The 19,347-nt window shown below is 37.1% G+C and carries 18 protein-coding genes; 17 read left to right on the top strand and 1 reads right to left on the bottom strand.

What is annotated here, in order from left to right; genetic code table 11:
* Positions 1-139 precede the first annotated feature (139 nt).
* The 6 genes from MHH88_RS18480 (at position 140) to MHH88_RS18455 (ending at position 6,670) form a co-directional block, all read left to right on the top strand.
* Positions 140-1,108, top strand: a complete 969-nt coding sequence (locus MHH88_RS18480) for a YncE family protein (RefSeq protein WP_256093283.1) — start codon at positions 140-142, stop codon at positions 1,106-1,108.
* Positions 1,105-1,788, top strand: coding sequence for a response regulator transcription factor (locus MHH88_RS18475; protein ID WP_081328071.1), 684 nt, complete (start codon positions 1,105-1,107; stop codon positions 1,786-1,788). The genes MHH88_RS18480 and MHH88_RS18475 overlap by 4 nt, the downstream gene beginning before the upstream one ends.
* Complete coding sequence (locus MHH88_RS18470; protein ID WP_339259914.1) at positions 1,785-3,173, top strand: ATP-binding protein; 1,389 nt, start codon at positions 1,785-1,787, stop codon at positions 3,171-3,173. Before MHH88_RS18475 ends, MHH88_RS18470 begins: the two co-directional genes overlap by 4 nt.
* A gap of 5 nt (positions 3,174-3,178) precedes the next feature.
* Positions 3,179-3,688, top strand: a complete 510-nt coding sequence (locus MHH88_RS18465; RefSeq protein ID WP_069514614.1) for a FixH family protein — start codon at positions 3,179-3,181, stop codon at positions 3,686-3,688.
* A 123-nt stretch (positions 3,689-3,811) separates the two neighbouring features.
* Positions 3,812-4,381, top strand: a complete 570-nt coding sequence (locus MHH88_RS18460; protein WP_069514611.1) for a TetR/AcrR family transcriptional regulator — start codon at positions 3,812-3,814, stop codon at positions 4,379-4,381.
* Positions 4,382-4,483: 102 nt separating this feature from the next.
* A complete protein-coding gene (locus MHH88_RS18455) occupies positions 4,484-6,670 on the top strand; it encodes a YhgE/Pip domain-containing protein (protein WP_339259911.1) in 2,187 nt (728 codons plus the stop codon).
* Between the two features lie 473 nt (positions 6,671-7,143).
* On the opposite strand, the gene yhfH is transcribed toward MHH88_RS18455, so the two are convergent.
* Complete coding sequence (gene yhfH, locus MHH88_RS18450; RefSeq protein WP_069514604.1) at positions 7,144-7,269, bottom strand: protein YhfH; 126 nt, start codon at positions 7,267-7,269, stop codon at positions 7,144-7,146.
* 142 nt (positions 7,270-7,411) lie between these two features.
* Between yhfH and MHH88_RS18445 the strand changes: the two genes are divergently transcribed.
* The 11 genes from MHH88_RS18445 to cccB all read left to right on the top strand — a co-directional run bounded on the left by MHH88_RS18445 (position 7,412) and on the right by cccB (position 19,289).
* Positions 7,412-8,404: a lipoate--protein ligase gene (locus MHH88_RS18445; RefSeq protein ID WP_069514601.1), complete on the top strand. Its 993-nt coding sequence runs from the start codon at positions 7,412-7,414 to the stop codon at positions 8,402-8,404.
* A gap of 221 nt (positions 8,405-8,625) precedes the next feature.
* Complete coding sequence (locus tag MHH88_RS18440) at positions 8,626-9,330, top strand: response regulator transcription factor (protein ID WP_339259908.1); 705 nt, start codon at positions 8,626-8,628, stop codon at positions 9,328-9,330.
* Entirely contained in the window at positions 9,330-10,313 is a 984-nt protein-coding gene (locus tag MHH88_RS18435; protein WP_339259906.1) for a sensor histidine kinase, read from the top strand. Before MHH88_RS18440 ends, MHH88_RS18435 begins: the two co-directional genes overlap by 1 nt.
* A gap of 11 nt (positions 10,314-10,324) precedes the next feature.
* Positions 10,325-10,756 (top strand): hypothetical protein, encoded by a 432-nt coding sequence (locus MHH88_RS18430; RefSeq protein WP_339259904.1) that lies wholly within the window; start codon positions 10,325-10,327, stop codon positions 10,754-10,756.
* 12 nt (positions 10,757-10,768) lie between these two features.
* On the top strand, positions 10,769-11,545 hold the full coding sequence (locus MHH88_RS18425) for an ABC transporter ATP-binding protein (protein WP_025220500.1): 777 nt from the start codon (positions 10,769-10,771) through the stop codon (positions 11,543-11,545).
* Positions 11,517-13,457, top strand: a complete 1,941-nt coding sequence (locus tag MHH88_RS18420) for an ABC transporter permease (RefSeq protein WP_069514589.1) — start codon at positions 11,517-11,519, stop codon at positions 13,455-13,457. Before MHH88_RS18425 ends, MHH88_RS18420 begins: the two co-directional genes overlap by 29 nt.
* Before the next feature lie 141 nt (positions 13,458-13,598).
* Positions 13,599-15,146, top strand: coding sequence for a fatty acid--CoA ligase family protein (locus tag MHH88_RS18415; RefSeq protein WP_069514586.1), 1,548 nt, complete (start codon positions 13,599-13,601; stop codon positions 15,144-15,146).
* Positions 15,147-15,451: 305 nt separating this feature from the next.
* The gene (locus MHH88_RS18410; protein WP_069514583.1) at positions 15,452-16,102 is read left to right on the top strand and encodes a VTT domain-containing protein; all 651 of its coding nucleotides are present in this window, start codon (positions 15,452-15,454) and stop codon (positions 16,100-16,102) included.
* 431 nt (positions 16,103-16,533) lie between these two features.
* Positions 16,534-17,763 carry an HDOD domain-containing protein gene (locus tag MHH88_RS18405; protein WP_069514579.1) on the top strand — a complete coding sequence of 410 codons (1,230 nt, stop codon included), beginning with the start codon at positions 16,534-16,536 and terminating at the stop codon, positions 17,761-17,763.
* A gap of 300 nt (positions 17,764-18,063) precedes the next feature.
* Positions 18,064-18,912 (top strand): YitT family protein, encoded by an 849-nt coding sequence (locus MHH88_RS18400; RefSeq protein WP_069514576.1) that lies wholly within the window; start codon positions 18,064-18,066, stop codon positions 18,910-18,912.
* Positions 18,913-18,962: 50 nt separating this feature from the next.
* Positions 18,963-19,289 (top strand): cytochrome c551, encoded by a 327-nt coding sequence (gene cccB / locus MHH88_RS18395; RefSeq protein ID WP_069514573.1) that lies wholly within the window; start codon positions 18,963-18,965, stop codon positions 19,287-19,289.
* The last annotated feature ends 58 nt before the right edge of the window (positions 19,290-19,347 follow it).

Raw genomic sequence — 19,347 nt, 5'->3', positions numbered from 1 at the left:
TAGGCTTTTTTGCGATGCTTAAGTCTTTTGCTATTGATAGGAAACACGCGCTGTTATCAGCTGGGAATGTGTCATAAATTTACCTTCCAAGTTTCACGCAGATTTCACAAATGTGAAGTATAGTTAGAGGGCAGAGGTGATGATTTTGAAAAAATGGGCATTCTTCATTTTTTCTTTTATACAAATTATTTGGTTAGCAGGGTGTACAGAGATATCTTTTGAGCCAATTGAACGTAATCAGCATTTTATTGCGTCTCTCAATATTCAAGAACCATCGCTTGATTTTATTGATGATCAGGGTGGAGTTTTTGCATCTTGGACATTTGACAAAGCCTATACAGGCGCAATACTCCTCGATAAGGACCGAGTTTTACTATATGGTCATCAATTAGATGAAATAGATGTTTTTGCACTTTCGACAGGTAAAAAGCTCTATTCAAAAAAAGTAGAAATTGGCACGACCAATGTGTATTATGCGCCGAAGTTCAAACAATTTTTTATTACGAATAGTAAGATGAATACAGTGACAAGCTTTGATGTGGAAGGCAATGAACTTGCTTCACAGCGACTTGGCAACTATCCGATGTCGATGGCAACGTATAAAGATAAGCTTTATGTCGTGAACTATAAAGACACCAAACTATCCGTGTTATCCATTAAGGATTTAACGATAGAACAACAGTGGCCAATAGAAAAATCGTCACATGGGATTGTCATTATTGAAGAGACAAATGAGTTATGGATTGGTGGACATGGTGAAGGCAGCAAACCAAATAGTTCGGTGAAGCGTTATGATCTTACAACGGGTGCTGTTCATGGTGAAATAGAAATGCCTTTAATGCCAGTAGGTTTAACAAAGACGAAAGATAATGTGTTAGTGGTCAGCCATGGTCATAATGAATTATATGTCGTTGATTTTAATGGAACGGTAAAATGGCATAAAGAGGTAGGGGCTAATCCATTTGTTGTAAATCAATTTAAGAATTATATTGTTGTAGCTGGCTATGACGACCACACATTATATTTTATAAAAGACGGTCAGGTACAAAAAACAGTTGATGTTGGTAAAGGTGCATTTCAACTGTTAGTAAGGGAGGAAGAAAAGTGACAACGGTATTAATTGTTGATGATGAGCAAGATATGCGTAATTTAATCGAGATGATGCTCAATAATTCCAAGTTCGAGACCTTTACAGCTGCAAATGGAACTGAGGCGTACGATATTATTGTGCGGGAAAAAATTGACTTAGTTCTATTAGATGTAATGATGCCGCATGAAGATGGTTTTACAGTTTGTCAAAGTATTCGTGCGATGTCGAATGTCCCTGTGATTTTCTTAACGGCACGAGATGCGAATGAGGATAAAGTAAAGGGTCTGACACTCGGTGGAGATGATTATATCGTAAAGCCGTTTACAAATGATGAACTAGTGGCACGAATGCATGCTGTATTAAGAAGAAGTGGCTCGAATATAACCGATTTGCAGCAAAAAATTATTGTCTTTGGGTCCATTAAATTAGATGAAATTTCTCGGAAAGTTTCTGTTGAAGGAAAAGTGATTCCGTTAACTTTAAAGGAATTTGAATTATTACATTTATTTATGAAAAATCCAGGCAATGCCTATTCACGTGAACAATTGTTAGAGCGTATTTGGGATATAGATTATTTAGGGGGAACAAGAACGGTTGATACCCATATTAAAACATTACGCTTGAAGCTTGGAAAGGAAGCGGCAGGGTATATTCAAACCGTTTGGGGAGTAGGCTACCGCTTTGACCCTGGCGAATGAAAAAGATTTCCACACGTATTTGGCTACTAATATTTGCATTTTTGATTATTACAGTTGTTTTTATGTATGTTCTGACTGATTTTTTATATGAACAGCTTTATGTGGAAGATACAGAAAGCATGATGATCGAGGTCGGTACAAAGTTACAAACAATGTATACGAGTGGCAAAGTGACAGATGAATTTATTGCTGATATTGAACATTATAATAATTATTCTAATTTAAATATTTTTGCTGTTAGAAATCCACGTGAACTTAGTGCATGTGTTCCGTTTGATATTGATTATGAAACATTGATAGGCGCAGAAGAACGGCAACAATTGCTAGAAGGTAATTATGTGCAAAAGATTGGCTATGAGCCTCGGTTCGATCGGCAACTTATTTCAGTTGTACTACCCTTAGTAGATCAAAACAGGCTAGAGGGCATTATTTATATTTACTTCCCATTAGCAAAAATCAGTGAGTTAGCAAGCCAAGAAGTGATTTTCTTATTTTTGAGCGCATTTGTCTTTTTGATTGTGATGAGCTTCTTTGTATATAAAGGAATTCAACGTATTATGCGCCCATTAAATAACTTGCAAACAGCAGTGGAGCAAATGTCGTATGGACATTATGAAACACGAGTGCCTGTTAAATCTAGTGATGAAATAGGTAAACTATCCAGCACTTTTAATGGCATGGCGGAGGCTATACAACGTGAAGATGAAGTACAAAAAACATTTTTAGCAACTGTTTCTCATGAATTACGAACACCTATTAGCTATGTAAAAGGGTATAGTGAAGCAATGCAAAATGGTATTATTGCAGAAGAGCAAAAACAAGAGACCATTCAGTTAATCGTGCGAGAAGCAAATCGTATGGAACGTTTAACAAATGAGCTTCTTCAACTTGCTCGAATGGAAAATGAACAGAAGGATATTGCTCTTTATCCGATTCCACTTGCAGAAACATTACGGGAAGTACGAAAAATTTTAATGCATCAAGCTCAAAAAAAGAATATTACGTTGCATCTTAATGTAGATGATGAACTAATTGTCAAAGCGGATGAAGTGAAGCTTAAGCAAATATTTATTAACATTATCGAAAATGCTATTAATTACTCTTATGAACAGTCAAAAGTGGACATTGTCGCAATCGAAAATAATGGGAATGCACTTATTACGATAAAGGATGATGGCATTGGTATACCGCTGGAAGATTTATCACATGTGACAGAGCGTTTCTATCGTGTTAATAAAGCGCGCAGTCGTGCAGATGGTGGTAGTGGTTTAGGCCTATCTATAGTGGAACAATTATTAAAGCAGTTACATGGTAAAATTGAAATCGAAAGTGAATTAGATAAAGGTACAACAGTAAAGATTACGATGCCGTTAATGGAGGAATAGAGAACATGAAGAAGTGGATTTTGACATTGTTAGCTGTACCCGCATTATTAGTTGGGTGTGGGGATAAGAAAGAACCAGCTTCACCTGCCGCATTAGAGGAGCCTCAAATGTTGGAAGTAGACATTTTAACGTCAAAAGAAGTAGCAATTAATGCTCCGATAGAGCTTGCTGCTCACGTTACGCAAGGTGATAAAAATATTGATGATGCAATCGTAGAATTCGAAGTGTGGGAATCAGGTAAACGCGATGAAGGTCAAATGTTAGAAGGTAAATTAGAGAAAGATGGCGTCTATAAAGCCCAGACAACATTCGATCATGACGGCGTATATTATATGTTTGCACATACTACAGCTAATGGCATTCATAATATGCCGAAACAGCAAATTACTGCTGGTACACCTGATATGACAAAAGTAATTCAAGAAGATGAAAAAGCCAATATGAACATGCCAAATCAAGGTACAGATTCATCAGAGGGCACAGAGCAACAAGAAAATGAAAAAAATCATCATTAAAAGCTTGCATTATTTTTAAAATAGGAATATTATAATGACCAGATGACCGAAATGGTTTTCTGGTCATTATTTAATTTCAGTGTACAAAAGGTGTACATAACTTAACAGGAAAGGATGTCACAAATGGATCGTAGGCAGGAAATTATTGAAGCAGCTGCAAAATCATTTACGTTGTTTGGCTACAAAGCAACGACGATGGAACAAGTGGCGAAAATTGCGAATGTCGGTAAAGGAACGATTTATACATTCTTTGCAAATAAAGAAATTTTATTTCAAGAGATTGCGATGTCACTTGTACGTGAGATGAAGGCGGAAGCGGATGCAGTGTTGGATGTATCAGCAAGCTTTATGGATAATGCGCATCATGCTTTGATGAAAATGCTACAGTTCCGTGAGAAGCATCTTTTATTTGCAAAGTTAATAGAAGAAGAAAAAGAATTACGTACGCCAGCGGTCAAACAAGTTCTAATTCGCATTGAGTCTGAAATATTATCTTATGTAGCAACATTAATTCAACGACGAATTGATAAAGGTGAAATTCGAGATTGTGATGCAGAGTTAGTAAGTTACCTGTTATTAAAAGCGTATTTAGCGTTCGTAGTAGATTGGCATGAGCTACATGGCGACATGATTCCAGAAGAAAAGATACTCAATCTTTTCAAGGAGACAATCTTTCGAGGGCTCGTTCTTTAAGAAAAAATCTACAAATTTTACACATGATGAAGTTTACGATTTTTTTGCAATAAAATGACCAAATGACGTTTTCGGTCAACAAGTATAGGAGTGAGAAAAAATATGATTAAAGCTGAATGGCTGAAAATCCTTAAAACAAGAAAAATGCTTGTTTCAATAATCGCTGTCCTATTTATTCCGGTCATGTATGCAGGCATGTTTTTATGGGCGTTTTGGGATCCATATGCAGGTATGTCTAATTTGCCGGTAGCGATTGTTAATGATGATAAGGGTGCAGAAATGGATGGAGTGAAGTTAGACTTAGGAAATACCTTAGTCGACAAACTCGTCGATAGTAAGCAATTTGACTTTATAGAAGTGTCAAAAGAAGAAGCAGAAAAAGGTTTAAATGGTCGAGACTATTACATGATTTTAGAAATCCCAACAAATTTCTCAGAACATGCTACGACTTTACTTGATGATAAACCTTCTAAATTAGTAATGAATTACATTCCGAATGAAGGCTTGAACTTCTTAGGAGCACAAATTGGCGAGACAGCAATGGATCGCATTCGTGCGGAAGTAAATACGCAAGTTTCTGCTACGTATGCAGAAAAATTATTTGATTCTATTGCCACAATGGGAGATGGCTTTACAGAAGCAGCTGATGGTTCTGTTAAGTTAGACGAAGGCGCTCAAAAAGTAGCAAATGGAGCAAAAGATTTAAAAGGATACTTAGAGCAGTTAGCTTCTAGCACAATCGAACTTTCTGATGGGACAGATAAAATTACCAAAGGTGCAGCGAAAGCGGCTACTGGTGCTAACGACTTATCAAGTGGTCTTGTGAAATTAGAAAACGGTACAGTGCAGTTACAGCAAGGTGCACAGCAGGCGGCTGACGGTGCAACAAGTCTTCAACAAGGTCTATCTCAATACACACAAGGTGTAGCGAAAGTAGAAGCAGGTCTTACAACAATAACTGAAAAACAACAGCAAATCATTGCCGGTGCAACATCAGTTGCTGAAAATGCTGGTAAGCTAAACAGTTCAGCAAATCAGTTATCTACTGGTTCTGCACAAGTGGAAGCGGGTATTGCGGCTTTAACAGCACAGTTAAAAAGTACAATTGATGCAATGCCAGCAGAGCAAGCCGCTGCTTTAAAACAAACGTTAGCTGAGCTACAAGCTGGTAGTACCAATGTGCATAATGGTTTAAATGCATTAGCAGCAGGTACTGAAAAATTACAAGCTGGTGCTAACCAAGTTAGCGGTGGTGCATCACAAATAGCAGCAGGTCAAAAAGATGTTTTAGCTGGTGCAAATGCATTAGCAGCAAAAAGCAATGAACTAGTGCAAGGTGCACAAAGCCTTCAAGCTGGTAATGCAACTCTTGCTAGTAAACTAGGTGAATTACATGCAGGTGTAAACACAGCTGTTGCTGGTTCACAAACATTAGCTTCAGGATTAAATGACTTAGCGAGTGGTACAACAACATTGAATAAAGGCACTTCAACACTTGCTTCAAAATCTGGTGAGTTAGCAGAAGGCTCTGCAACACTTGCTGATGGTTCAACTGAACTTGCTGATGGTACAGCGACATTATCTAGCAAATTAGGTGAAGCTAGTGAAAAAGCAAACGAAGTACATGCAAATAATGACACATATGATATGGTCGGTAGTCCGGTTGAAGTAGAAAAAGAATCAATCAACCATGTTCCAAACTATGGTACAGGTTTCGCACCTTACTTTATTTCACTTGGATTATTTGTTGGAGCATTGCTAATTTCAATCGTATTCCCACTTGTAGAACCAGCAATTCGTCCGAAAAATGGCGCATCATGGTTTACAAGTAAGGTGACAGTCCTTGCATTCGTAGGTTTAGTGCAAACTTTATTAACAGTTGCCATTGTAAAATGGGGATTAGGTCTTGAAGTACAAAATTTAGGTTACTTTGTACTAACGGCGTTACTAACAAGTTATGTGTTCTTAGCTTTAATTCAAATGTTAGTTTCTATTTTCGGTGATCCAGGTCGTTTCATTGCCATTGTTGTACTGATTTTACAGCTTACAACAAGCGCGGGTACATTCCCACTTGAACTGATTCCATCACCATTGCAAGTATTCAATAAATTATTGCCAATGACATATACTGTTCAAGCGTTTAAAGCAAGCATCTCAACAGGCGACATGACATATTTATGGCAAAACTACGGTATGTTATTTGGCTACCTAATTGTGTTCTTAGTCATTACTTTTGGTTATTTCATGTTATTACACACAAAACGTTACTCAAAAGTAGCGGAAGATTAACAACACTTTGCACCCACCATTTACTTGGTGGGTGTTTTTTAGTGCCAGTCACTTAAATAATTTAGCACCTAGCATAATATAGGCTCCTAAATCGTAAAAATCCACTTCGCTTTCCGCGGGCACAGTGTAAGCCACAACCCTCGCTGTCGCGCGGTTTGTTGCGTCTTACAACTTGTGCTGTTCCCGCAGGAGTCTACGTGGATTTTTACTTAGTAAGCTATAAAATATACAGCTAGCATGGAAATTGTATTAGTGTCTGTACCCGCCCTAATGTCATGGCTGGCACATATGCAAAGTGCCAGTCACTTAAACAATTTCATTTTAAAGTAAAACAGCAGCTGATATGAGCGTATCAGCTGCTGTTTTGTGTAAGTGTAAGAGATTTAATTAATGGTTCATCATAAATGTATGATGAGTGGTGTCATTATTAGTTCGTGTGGGGCACGAAATGACGTTACAGCATAGGCAAATGCTTATAGGCAGTTACATTTTTCACAAGTGTTGCTGTAGCATTCGCTTTGTTCTTCGATCTTTTCACCGCATTCTGTGCATTGTTTTGCAGGTAAGTTCTTGAAAAATTCAACTACGTTTTCTAACATTGTGGACTCCTCCTTTAAGTTCATCTGTACTATTACTGTTTTATTATTTTCTAGTGTATTATAACAGATGCGTTTCGTCAACACAAAATGCCTAATTTACGTTAAAATAAAATATGGATATTTTGTGAAGGAGGAAACGACTATGATTTTCGTTGATAATAAAGGGATTCATGATCCACGCATTAACCTTGCCATTGAGGAGTATTTACTAAAGACAATGGATGTAGAGAAGGAACCAGTGCTGTTATTTTACATAAATCAGCCATCTATTATTATTGGGAAGAACCAAAATACGATTGAAGAGATTAATACAGATTATGTTGAAGATAATGGTATCATCGTTGTGCGCCGCCTTTCTGGTGGTGGTGCGGTGTATCATGACCTTGGAAACTTGAACTATAGCTTTATTACAAAGGACGATGGCGATAGCTTTATGAATTATAAGAAATTCACACAGCCAGTTGTCGACGCGCTTGCAAAAATGGGCGTAAATGCTGAACTATCAGGTCGTAATGATATTTTAGCTGAAGGACGTAAAGTATCTGGTAACGCGCAGTTTTCTACTAAAGGCCGTATGTTTAGTCATGGGACATTACTGTTTGATACAGAAATAGATGCAGTTGTATCTGCATTGAAAGTAAAGAAAGATAAAATTGAATCAAAGGGCATTAAATCCATTCGTTCACGTGTAGCCAATATTTCCGAGTTTTTAGAGGACAAAATGACGGTTGAAGCATTCCGCTTAGAAATTTTAAAATCCATTTTCGGTGGAGAAGAAAACATTCGCTATTATGAGCTTTCAGAGGAAGACTGGGCAAATATTCATCAATTATCTGCTGAACGCTATCAAACTTGGGAATGGAACTACGGTAAATCTCCTCGCTTTAATATTCAAAAAACACATCGTTTCCCTTCAGGTGGGATTGACATTCGCTTAGAAGTGAATCACGGTGTAATTGAAGAAGCACATATATTCGGTGATTTCTTCGGTGTAGGCGATATTGCAGATGTTGAGCAACGCTTAGTTGGTACAAACTATGATCGTGCTGCGATTGCGAAGTCTTTAGCGGATATTAATATCCCAACATACTTTGGTGGCATTGCTACAGAAGAGTTTTTACAGTTAATTTATTAAACAGCAGGCAAAAAATAGTTGGCGAATGCCTTTTCCTAAAAAAGATATTTTAGCCTAACTTGGCGCATGTGATGGCAGTTATATTGCTGAAAAATTTCAAGGCGAAATATAATGAAATCACTGAAAATGATGTTACCAATATATTCACAATAAATAGGGCACGCGCAATTAGGGCGCGTAGCCTTTTTTTGGTACAATATATGATAGAAAGGAGTGTCATTATGGAGAAGCATCGAATATTTATTGTCGAGGATGATGTGAAGATTGCATCATTGCTTGCAGAAACACTAAGAAAATATCAATACGAAGTGGAAACGATTCAAGAATTTGACCACTTAATAGAAGAATTTACAGCTTTTAATCCACATATGGTATTGCTTGATATAAATTTACCTGCGTATGACGGCTATTATTGGTGTCGTCAGCTACGTCAACATACAACATGTCCCATCATTTTCATTTCAGCGCGCTCTGGCGAAATGGATCAAATTTTTGCGCTTGAAAATGGGGGTGACGATTTTATTACAAAGCCATTTAATTATGAAATCGTTCTCGCTAAAATCCGTAGTCACTTGCGTCGTACATATGGAGAATATGCCGCTAGACAAGAAGAACGGACGATTAAACAAGGACAGCTTGTACTGCATTTAGAGCGAATGGAGCTGCACAAAAATGAGTTAGAAATTCCATTACAGAAAAAAGAATGTATTATTTTAGAATTGTTAATGGGCCATGCACCTAAAGTAGTTACGCGTGAGCAACTGTTAGAGGAGCTATGGGACGATCAAGCATTTGTCGATGAAAATACGTTAAATGTGAACATGACACGTGTTCGCAAGAAGCTAGCCGATTATCATATTGCCTCAACAATTGAGACGGTTCGCGGAGCAGGCTATCGTTTTATATTAAGTGCGGGTGAGTTGTAATGGGCTGGAAATTATTTTTACGTGATTATGCAACATTTTTTATTTTTCAACTGATTTTAGTCGGTTTTATTATGGTGTTGTACTGGCTCGATGGCTTTCGTAACGTCGATACGGCTATTTATTCTGTAAGTATTAGCTTGGTATTACTATGCTCATTTTTACTTATTCGTTATTTAATGCGCCAAAGTTATTTGGGTAAAATATTACATCTGCCAAAATCAATGGAGGATGTGTTACAAAAAAATGCCAAGACACCAGAAGCCGTGCAAGTTGAAAAATATATGCATGAACTGTACCGACTCTATCAGCATGAGCTTCATTCCTTGTATGCTAGTCAAAAGCGCCACGATCAATTTATGAATCAATGGGTACACCAAATGAAAACGCCTATTTCTGTCATTGAGATGCTGTTGCAGGATGAGCGCCCTCTCGATAAAAAGAATGTGCAAGAGGAAATAGATCGTTTACGTAGAGGATTGGATATGGTGCTTGTTAACGCACGTCTAGAAAACTTTGAAGAGGATATGCAAGTCGAACAAATTCCGTTAAAAACAATTGTCACTGCAACTGTTAATGAAAATAAACGTTTATTTATTACGAATCGTGTTTTTCCGGAAATCCATATTGAGGACGACATTATCGTAGCAAGTGATTCAAAGTGGCTTCGATTTATCATCGGGCAATTTGTAACAAATGCAGTGAAATATACATTTGAAGAGAATAAAAAGATCGTGATGTCTGCTATTAAACAAGATGATCATATTCAGTTAGCGATTTGTGATGAAGGAATTGGTATTCCTGCTTCTGACCTTTCACGTGTGACCAAAGCTTTTTTTACGGGTGAAAATGGGCGTAAAACTGGGGAATCCACAGGTATGGGCTTATATTTAGCAAAGGAAATCTGCGAAAAATTAGGGCATAAATTGGACATTATATCAGAAGTAGGCAAAGGTACGATTGTCACCGTGACATTTACAAATTAGGGGGAGCAGAAATGGGAGAAGTACGGATTGAAGACTGGGTATTAAATATTGAATTAGAAAAAACGAAGGAGTTGTACGCGTCACACACAGAACTTTGTGACTGTTTGTTTTGTGAAAATTTCCGTCAGGCTAGCTTCTTACTGCAAGATGAAGTTGTGCATTTTTGCGATGCACTTGGGCTAAACTTACATAAACCAAGTCTCCTAAATGCTTTTCCAGTTGAAGGCGAGCAAGTGATGTATAGTGGGCACTATTCAGTTTATGGTGAAATAATTGAAGGTGAGTTAGATGCATGGGATGTCGTAGTTGGAGAACATTGCTTTAGTCTAGTGCAAGAAGAAGGAAAGAATGCTTCAGCCCTAATAGAACCGCACTTTCAAATTGGCTTTGAGGTCGTATTCAATTGGCTTTTACCAAAATCTATGGAATTAATCGAGAAATAAGGTGAACAAAGTATGCCTATTTTAGAAATAAAAGATGTTACGAAAGTATATGAGGGCAAGGTGACGCATCGTGCACTCAATCAATTAAGCTTTGAAGTTGAACAAGGCGAGTTTTTAGCGGTAATGGGTCCATCAGGAAGCGGCAAGACGACATTATTAAATTTGATTTCTACAATTGATGAACCAACAAGTGGGGAAATCATCTTAGATGGCATGAACCCGCATAAGTTAAATGCGACAGAGCTTGCCTATTTTAGAAGAAGACAGCTCGGTTTTGTATTTCAAGATTTTAATCTATTGCATATGCTTACGGTTGAAGAAAATATTGTATTGCCGTTAACGCTCGATCAGCAACCATTAGAAGTAATGGAGGAGCGCCTTGCAGGTATTGTAGAAAAGCTTGATTTAACGTCCTTTTTGCATAAACGTCCAAATGAAATTTCAGGTGGACAAGCACAAAGAACCGCTATTGGACGGGCGCTGATTCACAACCCAAGCCTTATTTTAGCGGATGAACCAACAGGGAATTTAGATTCGAATTCGTCTCGTGATGTCCTTGAACTATTAACCAAAATTAATAAGGAAAAACAAACGACAATCGTAATGGTGACACATGATCCCATTGCCGCAAGTTATTGTGATCGTGTGCTCTTTATTAAGGATGGAGAATTTTTCAATGAGATTTATCGTGATGATCGCCGTCAAATGTTTTTCCAACGGATTTTAAATGTATTGAGCTTACTAGGAGGAGGGCAAGTAGGTGACCTTTCGACAATTCGCTTACCGTAATGTCGTACGGAACAGCCGTATTTACGGTGCCTTTTTTATGGCAAGCTTTTTTTCTGTGGCTGTATTTTTTATCTATTCAATGCTGATGTTTCATCCAGATATTGAACGAGGTATTTTAGGAGAAGTATCGTTAGTCGGCATGATTGGTGCAGAAATCGTACTTGTCCTCTTTACTTTGTTCTTTTTATATTATTCCATGAGTGCCTTTTTAGAGGCGAGATCCCATGAGTTTGCTATTTTATTGCATCTTGGTATGGAAAAGCGCCAAATGAACAAACTTGTCTTTTTAGAAACAATGATTATTGGCTCTGGTTCGATTATTGTGGGCATTATTTTTGGCTTCTCATTTTCTAAGTTTTTCTTTATGATTGTTCGAGAAATTTTACATTTAGAGAATTTGCCGCTCTATGTATCTTGGCAACCTTTTTTACTAACGATAGGGGTCTTCACTAGTGCTTTTGTGGTTATTTCGTTTATTAGCGTATATTTTACACGTGAGAGAAAATTGCGAGATCTTATCAAAGGAAATGATTATTTAACTAGTGTAGCTAGTTATTCAAAGATTCGCGCAGCATATGGAGTTGTTTTGATTTTAGCAACGTATGCATTGGCAGTTATCGTTTCCCATACAACGATGATAGGTTTAACGTTATTGATACCTTTCTCGGCAACTTTTGGAACGTATTATTTTTTTAGTGATTCAGTACCGTTCTTTTTAGAAATTGCACGAGGGAAACGTAAATTTCATTGGCGACGTTATCGCTTATTATCGTTAGCCGAGCAGACACATATTATGATGGATAATGTGAAAATGTTTTTCGTTGTCACAATGGTTTCGACACTAGCATTTTTATCAGTCGGTGTTTTAGCTACAATGTCTTCTTATACGACGCAATATGACCGATTAAATCCATTGGGGCTTATTTATAAAGGGGATATTAATAATCCGTTTGAGGCTGAACATATTAATTCTTTGCGTATGCAGTTAGAAGACAAGGGCTTATCCTATCATTTATCCCGTTTTCTTGTTGTAAAGCAAACATCCTCCTTTACACATAATGAGGTAGAAGTGTTTCGCGAATCTGATATGAATGTCTTGTTGTCTTCTTTTAACTATCCGTTAATTGATTTGGCGTCTGGTGAGGCAGTGTTTATACCATATTCCGAAGAGTCTTTGAAAAAACTTAAAAATATAGTAGTCCATACAATTTTAGAAGAAAACGACATTCCTATTACCATTGATAGTGTCTATCCTAAAATCGTATTCCCAGGTTCCATTGTTAGTGTAAACTCGATTGTGATCAGTGATGAAGACTTTGTAAAGCTTGTAAAGCCGATTACTAGTAAGGGCGTTGTCCAACCAGTCTATCATTTATTTACATTTGATATTCCACAGTGGATGGAGACGAAGGAAATTGGCAAGGACATAGTGGATGTTGCCTCAACGGAATATTTTTATAGTATAAAGAAGGGCAAGCATAGTCCATTTTATTTTGAAAATGCAGGATTAAATTATTCTTATATATTAGCTACCTACTCATTATTTACATTAGTTGGTGTTTTAGTGGCCACTGTATTTTTATTAGCTGCTGGTAGTTTTATTTACTTTAAATTGCATACCTCACTTGAACGAGAAAAGCGAAAATTTGATGTGTTAAAACGCATGGGCTTAACAGATATTGAGTTGAAAAAGCTAGTCAACCGTCATTTATTCCCACAATTTTTCTTACCTTGGGGCGTTGCTATGATGCACAGTGGCTTTGCTTTCTTTATGGTGCAGGGCATTTTAAAGGACATTGCTAATATTTCAATTGTGAAAGAAGTGTTTTTTGCATTTGGTTTCTTTGTCCTAATACAAGTTATCTATTTTTACTTAATTCGTTGGCGTTACATCTCCCATATCCGTTCTTAAAAATACGTACAAAAGAGAAAAAAATGATTTTTTTAAAGGTAATATTGACACGAAATAAAAAGTTTCATTGTTTTTTAGATATATTTCTTATATAATATTACTGAATAACGATTCATTTTATACGATAAGGGGATGGTGTAATTGAATTTAGTTTCATGTGTTCGTCAACAAGCAGTAGAGCAGCCGGAAAAAATTGCGTATCATTTTATGGGGAAAGATACATCCTATGGGGAATTTGAGCACACAGTTGGTCGCTTTGCACAGGGGTTACAAGATTTAGGGGTACAAAAAGGGGACCATGTGGCGTTTTTACTCGGCAATACGCCACATTATTTAATCGCTTTATATGCAACGCTGCGTCTAGGAGCAACAGCAATTCCTGTGAATCCAATCTATACGCCAGATGAGATATCTTATATTTTACGAAATGGCGATGTTAAAGCGGTTATTGCACTCGATGCACTGCTTCCATTAGTAGAAGTAGGTGTACAGGCATTCCCAGAAGTAGTGACATTTGTCGTTTGTGAAACAACAGCGGATGTAGCTGAAAAAATAGCTGCTTTATCGGAAGCGGCAAAAGCGAAAACACATTTATTTTCACATATTATTGCAAGTGCTTCGGGATCGTTAGAACCGGCAGACGTAGCACCAGATGACACGGCCATTATATTATACACTTCGGGAACAACAGGCAATCCAAAAGGTGCTATGCTGACTCACGGAAATGTTTATTCAAATGCACGTGATGTCTCAACGTATTTAGGGTATCGAGCAGATGATCGGATTATTGCTACATTACCAGTTTTCCATGTGTTTGCATTAACAGTTGTAGTCAATGCACCATTAATTAGTGGAGCAACCGTTTTGCTTACACCTCGCTTTAGCCCAAGTGAAATTTTCACATTGGCGAGAGAGCAACAGGCAACTGTCTTTGCGGGTGTGCCTACGATGTATAACTTTTTGTATTTATTACCAGAAGGCAAGCCGGAAGATTTTTCAACCATTCGTTTAGCCATTTCAGGAGGCGCATCATTACCTGTTGCACTATTACATAATTTCGAGAAGAAATTTAATGTACGTGTATCAGAGGGCTATGGCTTATCAGAAGCTTCACCAGTTACATGTTTTAATCCATTAGACCGTGAACGAAAAGCTGGCTCTATCGGTACATCTATTAATAACGTTGAAAATAGAGTGGTCGATGTTAATGGCATAGATGTTCCTGTCGGTGAAGTTGGTGAGTTAGTCGTTCGTGGTCCAAATGTCATGAAAGGCTATTATAAAATGCCTGAAGAAACGGCGATGGCCATTCGTGATGGTTGGCTTTATACAGGGGATCTTGCAAAAGTGGATGACGAAGGTTATTTCTATATCGTCGATCGTAAAAAGGATATGATTATTGTTGGCGGTTATAATGTCTATCCGAGAGAAGTAGAGGAAGTATTGTTTGCACATGATAATATCGTAGAGGCGGCAGTTGTTGGCTATCCAGACCCTAATTTTGGTGAAGCAGTACATGCATATATAGTACTCAAAGAAGTAGCGGCAACGACAACAGATGATATTTTGGCATATTGTGCAAAGCATATGGTGAAATATAAAGTACCAAAAGTTGTAGAAATATTGGATGAGCTACCGAAAAATACAACAGGTAAAATTTTGCGTCGTACTTTAAAAGAAAAAGTATAAACGAATTGATAAGTCAGGCCCACCACAGAAAGTTTGTGGTGGGCTTGTTGGTTTTGGAACAGCTACCAATTTGAATTGTCAGAATTGTTTGGGTGTCTGGCACTTACGGCGAAATAAGTTGAGTGCATAGAGCTGGAGTGATAAAATCAGTCATGTGTAATCCTTCTACATACTTTAAAAGGGCTTGTCATATAGTAGGGGAGTAGTAACTTGTATACTTTGTTGTATTGTTTTGGAACCCTTTTGTGCGCAACAACGTCCAAGCTATTAAGAAAAATTAAATTGAAAGAGAGCATACAAAACCAATGATAGGACTCATTCAAGAGTTAATAAGTTTTATAATGCATATTGATGTGCATTTGGAAGAAATCATTCGTGATTTTGGTAATTGGAGTTATCTTATTTTATTTGCCATTGTCTTTGTTGAAACAGGTGTTGTCATTTTCCCATTTTTACCGGGTGACTCATTACTTTTCGCCAGTGGAACATTAACAGCCGCAATGGGCGCCTTTGACTTATGGATACTAATTCCTGTATTTTTGGCAGCAGCAATTTTAGGCGATACAATGAATTACCATATCGGTCATAAAGTTGGGACATCAATTCCTCCGAAAAGTTTTTTAGGCCGTATCGTTAAAAAAGAACGTATGGAAGCAGCGGAGAAATTTTTTAACACGCATGGTGGCAAAACAATTGTAATTGCTCGTTTCATGCCTTTCATTCGTACGTTTATTCCGTTTGTTGCAGGGGCAAGTAAGATGCATTATAGCTACTTTTTACTGTACAACATTGTAGGCGCTGTTTTATGGGTATTCAGCTGTACACTCCTTGGGTATTTCTTTGGGAATATTCCAATTATTAAAGATAACTTCTCGGTAGTTCTTATTTTAATCATAGTTATCTCAGTCGTACCGGCTGTTATTGGTGCTCTTAAATCTAAATTTGGTGGAAAATAAAAAGATGCCTCAGATAACAATTGCGAGCTGACACTAAAAGAAATTTATGTGAAGCATTATTTACACCGGCAAGCCCTACCACTATTTTGGATGGTAGGGCTTTTTGCTATATTCCATAGCAAGAGGAAAAATGAAGTTAGTTACATAAAGAGTGCATCTTCTTAGCACCAATATAAAAAAATACATTATCTTAAAAATTTACTATAACAATGCAAAATAGTAGTAGTATGCAAGTGAAAAGTGAAAGCAAATTTTTAATATAAATGCATAAATTAGTACTGCTTTATCTTTTTAAGTAATAAAATTCCAATTTTATAGGTAAATGCTAGTTTATCGATAAGAAAAATTTATTATAGTGTTGAAAAAATAAGCGTAAGGTAATGAAAAGTGCTATAATAATTACTAGAAAATGGTGAATTGGGGGCAACGAAATGGAAGTATTCATCGGAAGACAGCCAATCTTTAATCTTCACGAACAGGTCGTTGCATATGAGTTGTTATATCGAAACAAAAATGTAAATTCATTTCCTGATGTCGATTCAGATGCTGCAACAGTGGATGTGTTAGTGAACTCATTTTTATCAATTGGTATTGATGAGGTGACGAAAGGTAAGCCTTGTTTTGTTAATTTTACGGAAAACTTGCTTATGAGTTCCATCGATGAATTTTTAGATCCTTCACAAGTAGTAATCGAGATTTTAGAAGATGTACCACTAACACCAAATCTAGTTAAGCGTGTCATTGAGCTGAAGTCGCATGGGTTTAAAATAGCGTTAGATGATTTTATTTTAAAAGAAAATGCACCAATATATGATAAGCTTTTCCCGCATATTGATTTAATTAAAGTGGATTTTTTAATATCTTCTTTAGTTGAAAGAATGGAAATTGAAAATATGGTAAAGGAAAATTTCCCCCATATTAAATTGCTTGCGGAAAAAGTGGAAACACAAGAGCAATATAGAGTCGCCAAGCATTCGGGCTATGAGTTTTTTCAAGGTTACTTTTTTGAGCAACCTCAAATCATTAAAGCGATGGATATTCCCGCAAATGCTATCCAATATTTTCATATAATTTCGCTCTTAAAGGAAGAAGAGCCGAACGTTCATCTGTTAGCAGAAAATATTGAACGGGATATATCGTTGACGTATAAATTATTACAAATGATCAATAATTCTAGTAAACGTTCAAAATCGAAAATACGCTCCATTAAGCAAGCCATTTTATTACTTGGCTTAGCAAATCTTCGAAAGTGGATTTATTTACTAGCTCTGCGTGAATTCGATGACAGGGCGGATACAGATCTTTTTCAAGAGTTGATGCGAACATCTTTGTTCAGAGCAAAGGTTTGTGAAAAATTAGCAAAGCGATCCTATAAGCAAAACTTTTCTGAATACTTTTTAGTTGGGATGTTTTCATTGATCGATGCGATCTTACAAAGACCGATGAATGTTATTTTGCAACAATTACCTTTTTCAGAGGCGATTACAGAAACAATATTAGGTGGTCAAACAGAGATGACACCTTATCTTGAATTTAGTATTGCGCTAGGAAAATTAGATTGGCAACGATTAGAAGAATTAGCACCACAAATCAATATTGAAATGGCAAGCATTGATCTTTTATATAATGAAGCACTAGAATGGGCTGAAACATCATTATAGTTAGGGCAAACTACAGAAAAAACATTCTTCCTTATAGGAGTTACTTGTAGCAAAGAGGTGACTCCTGTTGAAAGGTATTGCGCCGCAAGAAGGGATTACGGTGCGGAGCGGAAAGTGCACCTGTAACGGACATCGACGGCTTAGAAAAAGTGTTGGATTGATTGGAATCAATCTAGCACTTTTTCTCATTTATTCCAACTACTTTCTCTTTATCATGATGAAGTTCTCAACGTTAAAACTATTTGCTATAATCATGTCGTCATCTTTAGAAAAATCTGATAGTTGAGTGGGCGTGAGGAAATGAATCAAACACAAGATGTAAGGGCAAGTATTGTGGAATATGTTTATGTGATTGTTGGTGCCGCAGTAGTGGCAATAGGTTTTAATGTCTTTTTACTACCAAATCAAGTAGCGTCAGGTGGAGTTAGTGGCATAAGTACCATATTGCATGGTTTATTTGGTTGGAATCCTGGCCTTGTACAATATGCATTTAATATCCCATTGTTTCTAGCAGGAGTAATAATACTGGGTAAAAAGTTTGGCGTAAAATCTTTTATTGGGACAATAACATTACCGTTTATTGTGTTATTGACAAATCACTGGGAGCCGTGGACAGATAATCCTTTACTTGGTGCGCTTTTTGGCGGAATTGTAGTTGGCTTAGGAATAGGACTTGTCTTTAAGGGGAATGCTTCTACTGGTGGCACTGATTTACTAGCCCAAATTATTACAAAGTATACCGGATTATCGCTTGGTACAAGTGTACTGTTAATTGATGGAATTATCGCAATTAGTGCGGCAATTGTTTTTGACTTAGAAAAAGGGCTCTATGCGTTAATCGGACTGTATGTTACAACGAAGACGATTGATATTATCCAGCTAGGTTTTAGTCAATCGAAAATGGTTTATATTATTACGTTAAAACAAGATGAAGTGCGTGATGCGATATATGCCGAAATTGATCGTGGTGTGACAAAGTTACCTGCAATTGGCGGTTATACAGGAGAAGCACGACCAGTTCTGATGGTCGTTGTCTATCAAACAGAGTTCACAAAGCTGAAACAACTCATTAAAAACGTTGATCCATCAGCGTTTGTCATTGTTTCTGATGCTTATGAGGTGTTAGGCGAAGGTTTCAAACGTGCATAATTTTGGTATAATAGCTTGGAAAGATATTCATTTACTTAGGAGGGGTACTAATGAAAAAAGCAATGTTAACATTAGTGTTCGGTTCAGCGATTTTCTTAGCAGCATGTGGTGGTGGCGGAGATAAAGCAGCTACAGGTAACAAAGATACTGCTGCTGAACCAGACGGTAAAGCAATCGCAATGAAATCATGTGTTTCTTGTCACGGTGGCGAGCTACAAGGTATGGGTAATACACCTGCACTAAACAATGTAGGTTCTCGTTTATCTGAGCAAGAAATTTTAGACGTAATTAACAATGGCCGTGGGGCTATGCCAGCTGGACTTATTAAAGGTGCAGATGCTGAAGCCGTTGCAAAATGGTTAGCTACACAAAAATAATAGAATGAAAAAAACTAGCGGTTCTGGAGACCGCTAGTTTTTCTATTTTTATCATGTG

The sequence above is a fragment of the Lysinibacillus sp. FSL K6-3209 genome, from assembly GCF_037976175.1.
Lineage (GTDB): Bacteria > Bacillota > Bacilli > Bacillales_A > Planococcaceae > Lysinibacillus > Lysinibacillus sphaericus_D.
The sequence above is the reverse complement of the archived record's forward strand: the minus strand, read 5'-3'. Positions and strand labels throughout refer to the sequence as shown.

Coding starts and splice junctions, on each gene's coding strand:
- MHH88_RS18410 (WP_069514583.1), top strand. CDS start 15,452: ATGATAGGACTCATTCAAGAGTTAATAAGTTTTATAATGCATATTGAT.
- MHH88_RS18430 (WP_339259904.1), top strand. CDS start 10,325: ATGGGAGAAGTACGGATTGAAGACTGGGTATTAAATATTGAATTAGAA.
- MHH88_RS18425 (WP_025220500.1), top strand. CDS start 10,769: ATGCCTATTTTAGAAATAAAAGATGTTACGAAAGTATATGAGGGCAAG.
- MHH88_RS18400 (WP_069514576.1), top strand. CDS start 18,064: ATGAATCAAACACAAGATGTAAGGGCAAGTATTGTGGAATATGTTTAT.
- MHH88_RS18445 (WP_069514601.1), top strand. CDS start 7,412: ATGATTTTCGTTGATAATAAAGGGATTCATGATCCACGCATTAACCTT.
- yhfH (WP_069514604.1), bottom strand. CDS start 7,269: ATGTTAGAAAACGTAGTTGAATTTTTCAAGAACTTACCTGCAAAACAA.
- MHH88_RS18455 (WP_339259911.1), top strand. CDS start 4,484: ATGATTAAAGCTGAATGGCTGAAAATCCTTAAAACAAGAAAAATGCTT.
- MHH88_RS18465 (WP_069514614.1), top strand. CDS start 3,179: ATGAAGAAGTGGATTTTGACATTGTTAGCTGTACCCGCATTATTAGTT.
- MHH88_RS18440 (WP_339259908.1), top strand. CDS start 8,626: ATGGAGAAGCATCGAATATTTATTGTCGAGGATGATGTGAAGATTGCA.
- MHH88_RS18405 (WP_069514579.1), top strand. CDS start 16,534: ATGGAAGTATTCATCGGAAGACAGCCAATCTTTAATCTTCACGAACAG.
- MHH88_RS18480 (WP_256093283.1), top strand. CDS start 140: ATGATTTTGAAAAAATGGGCATTCTTCATTTTTTCTTTTATACAAATT.
- MHH88_RS18470 (WP_339259914.1), top strand. CDS start 1,785: ATGAAAAAGATTTCCACACGTATTTGGCTACTAATATTTGCATTTTTG.
- MHH88_RS18435 (WP_339259906.1), top strand. CDS start 9,330: ATGGGCTGGAAATTATTTTTACGTGATTATGCAACATTTTTTATTTTT.
- cccB (WP_069514573.1), top strand. CDS start 18,963: ATGAAAAAAGCAATGTTAACATTAGTGTTCGGTTCAGCGATTTTCTTA.
- MHH88_RS18460 (WP_069514611.1), top strand. CDS start 3,812: ATGGATCGTAGGCAGGAAATTATTGAAGCAGCTGCAAAATCATTTACG.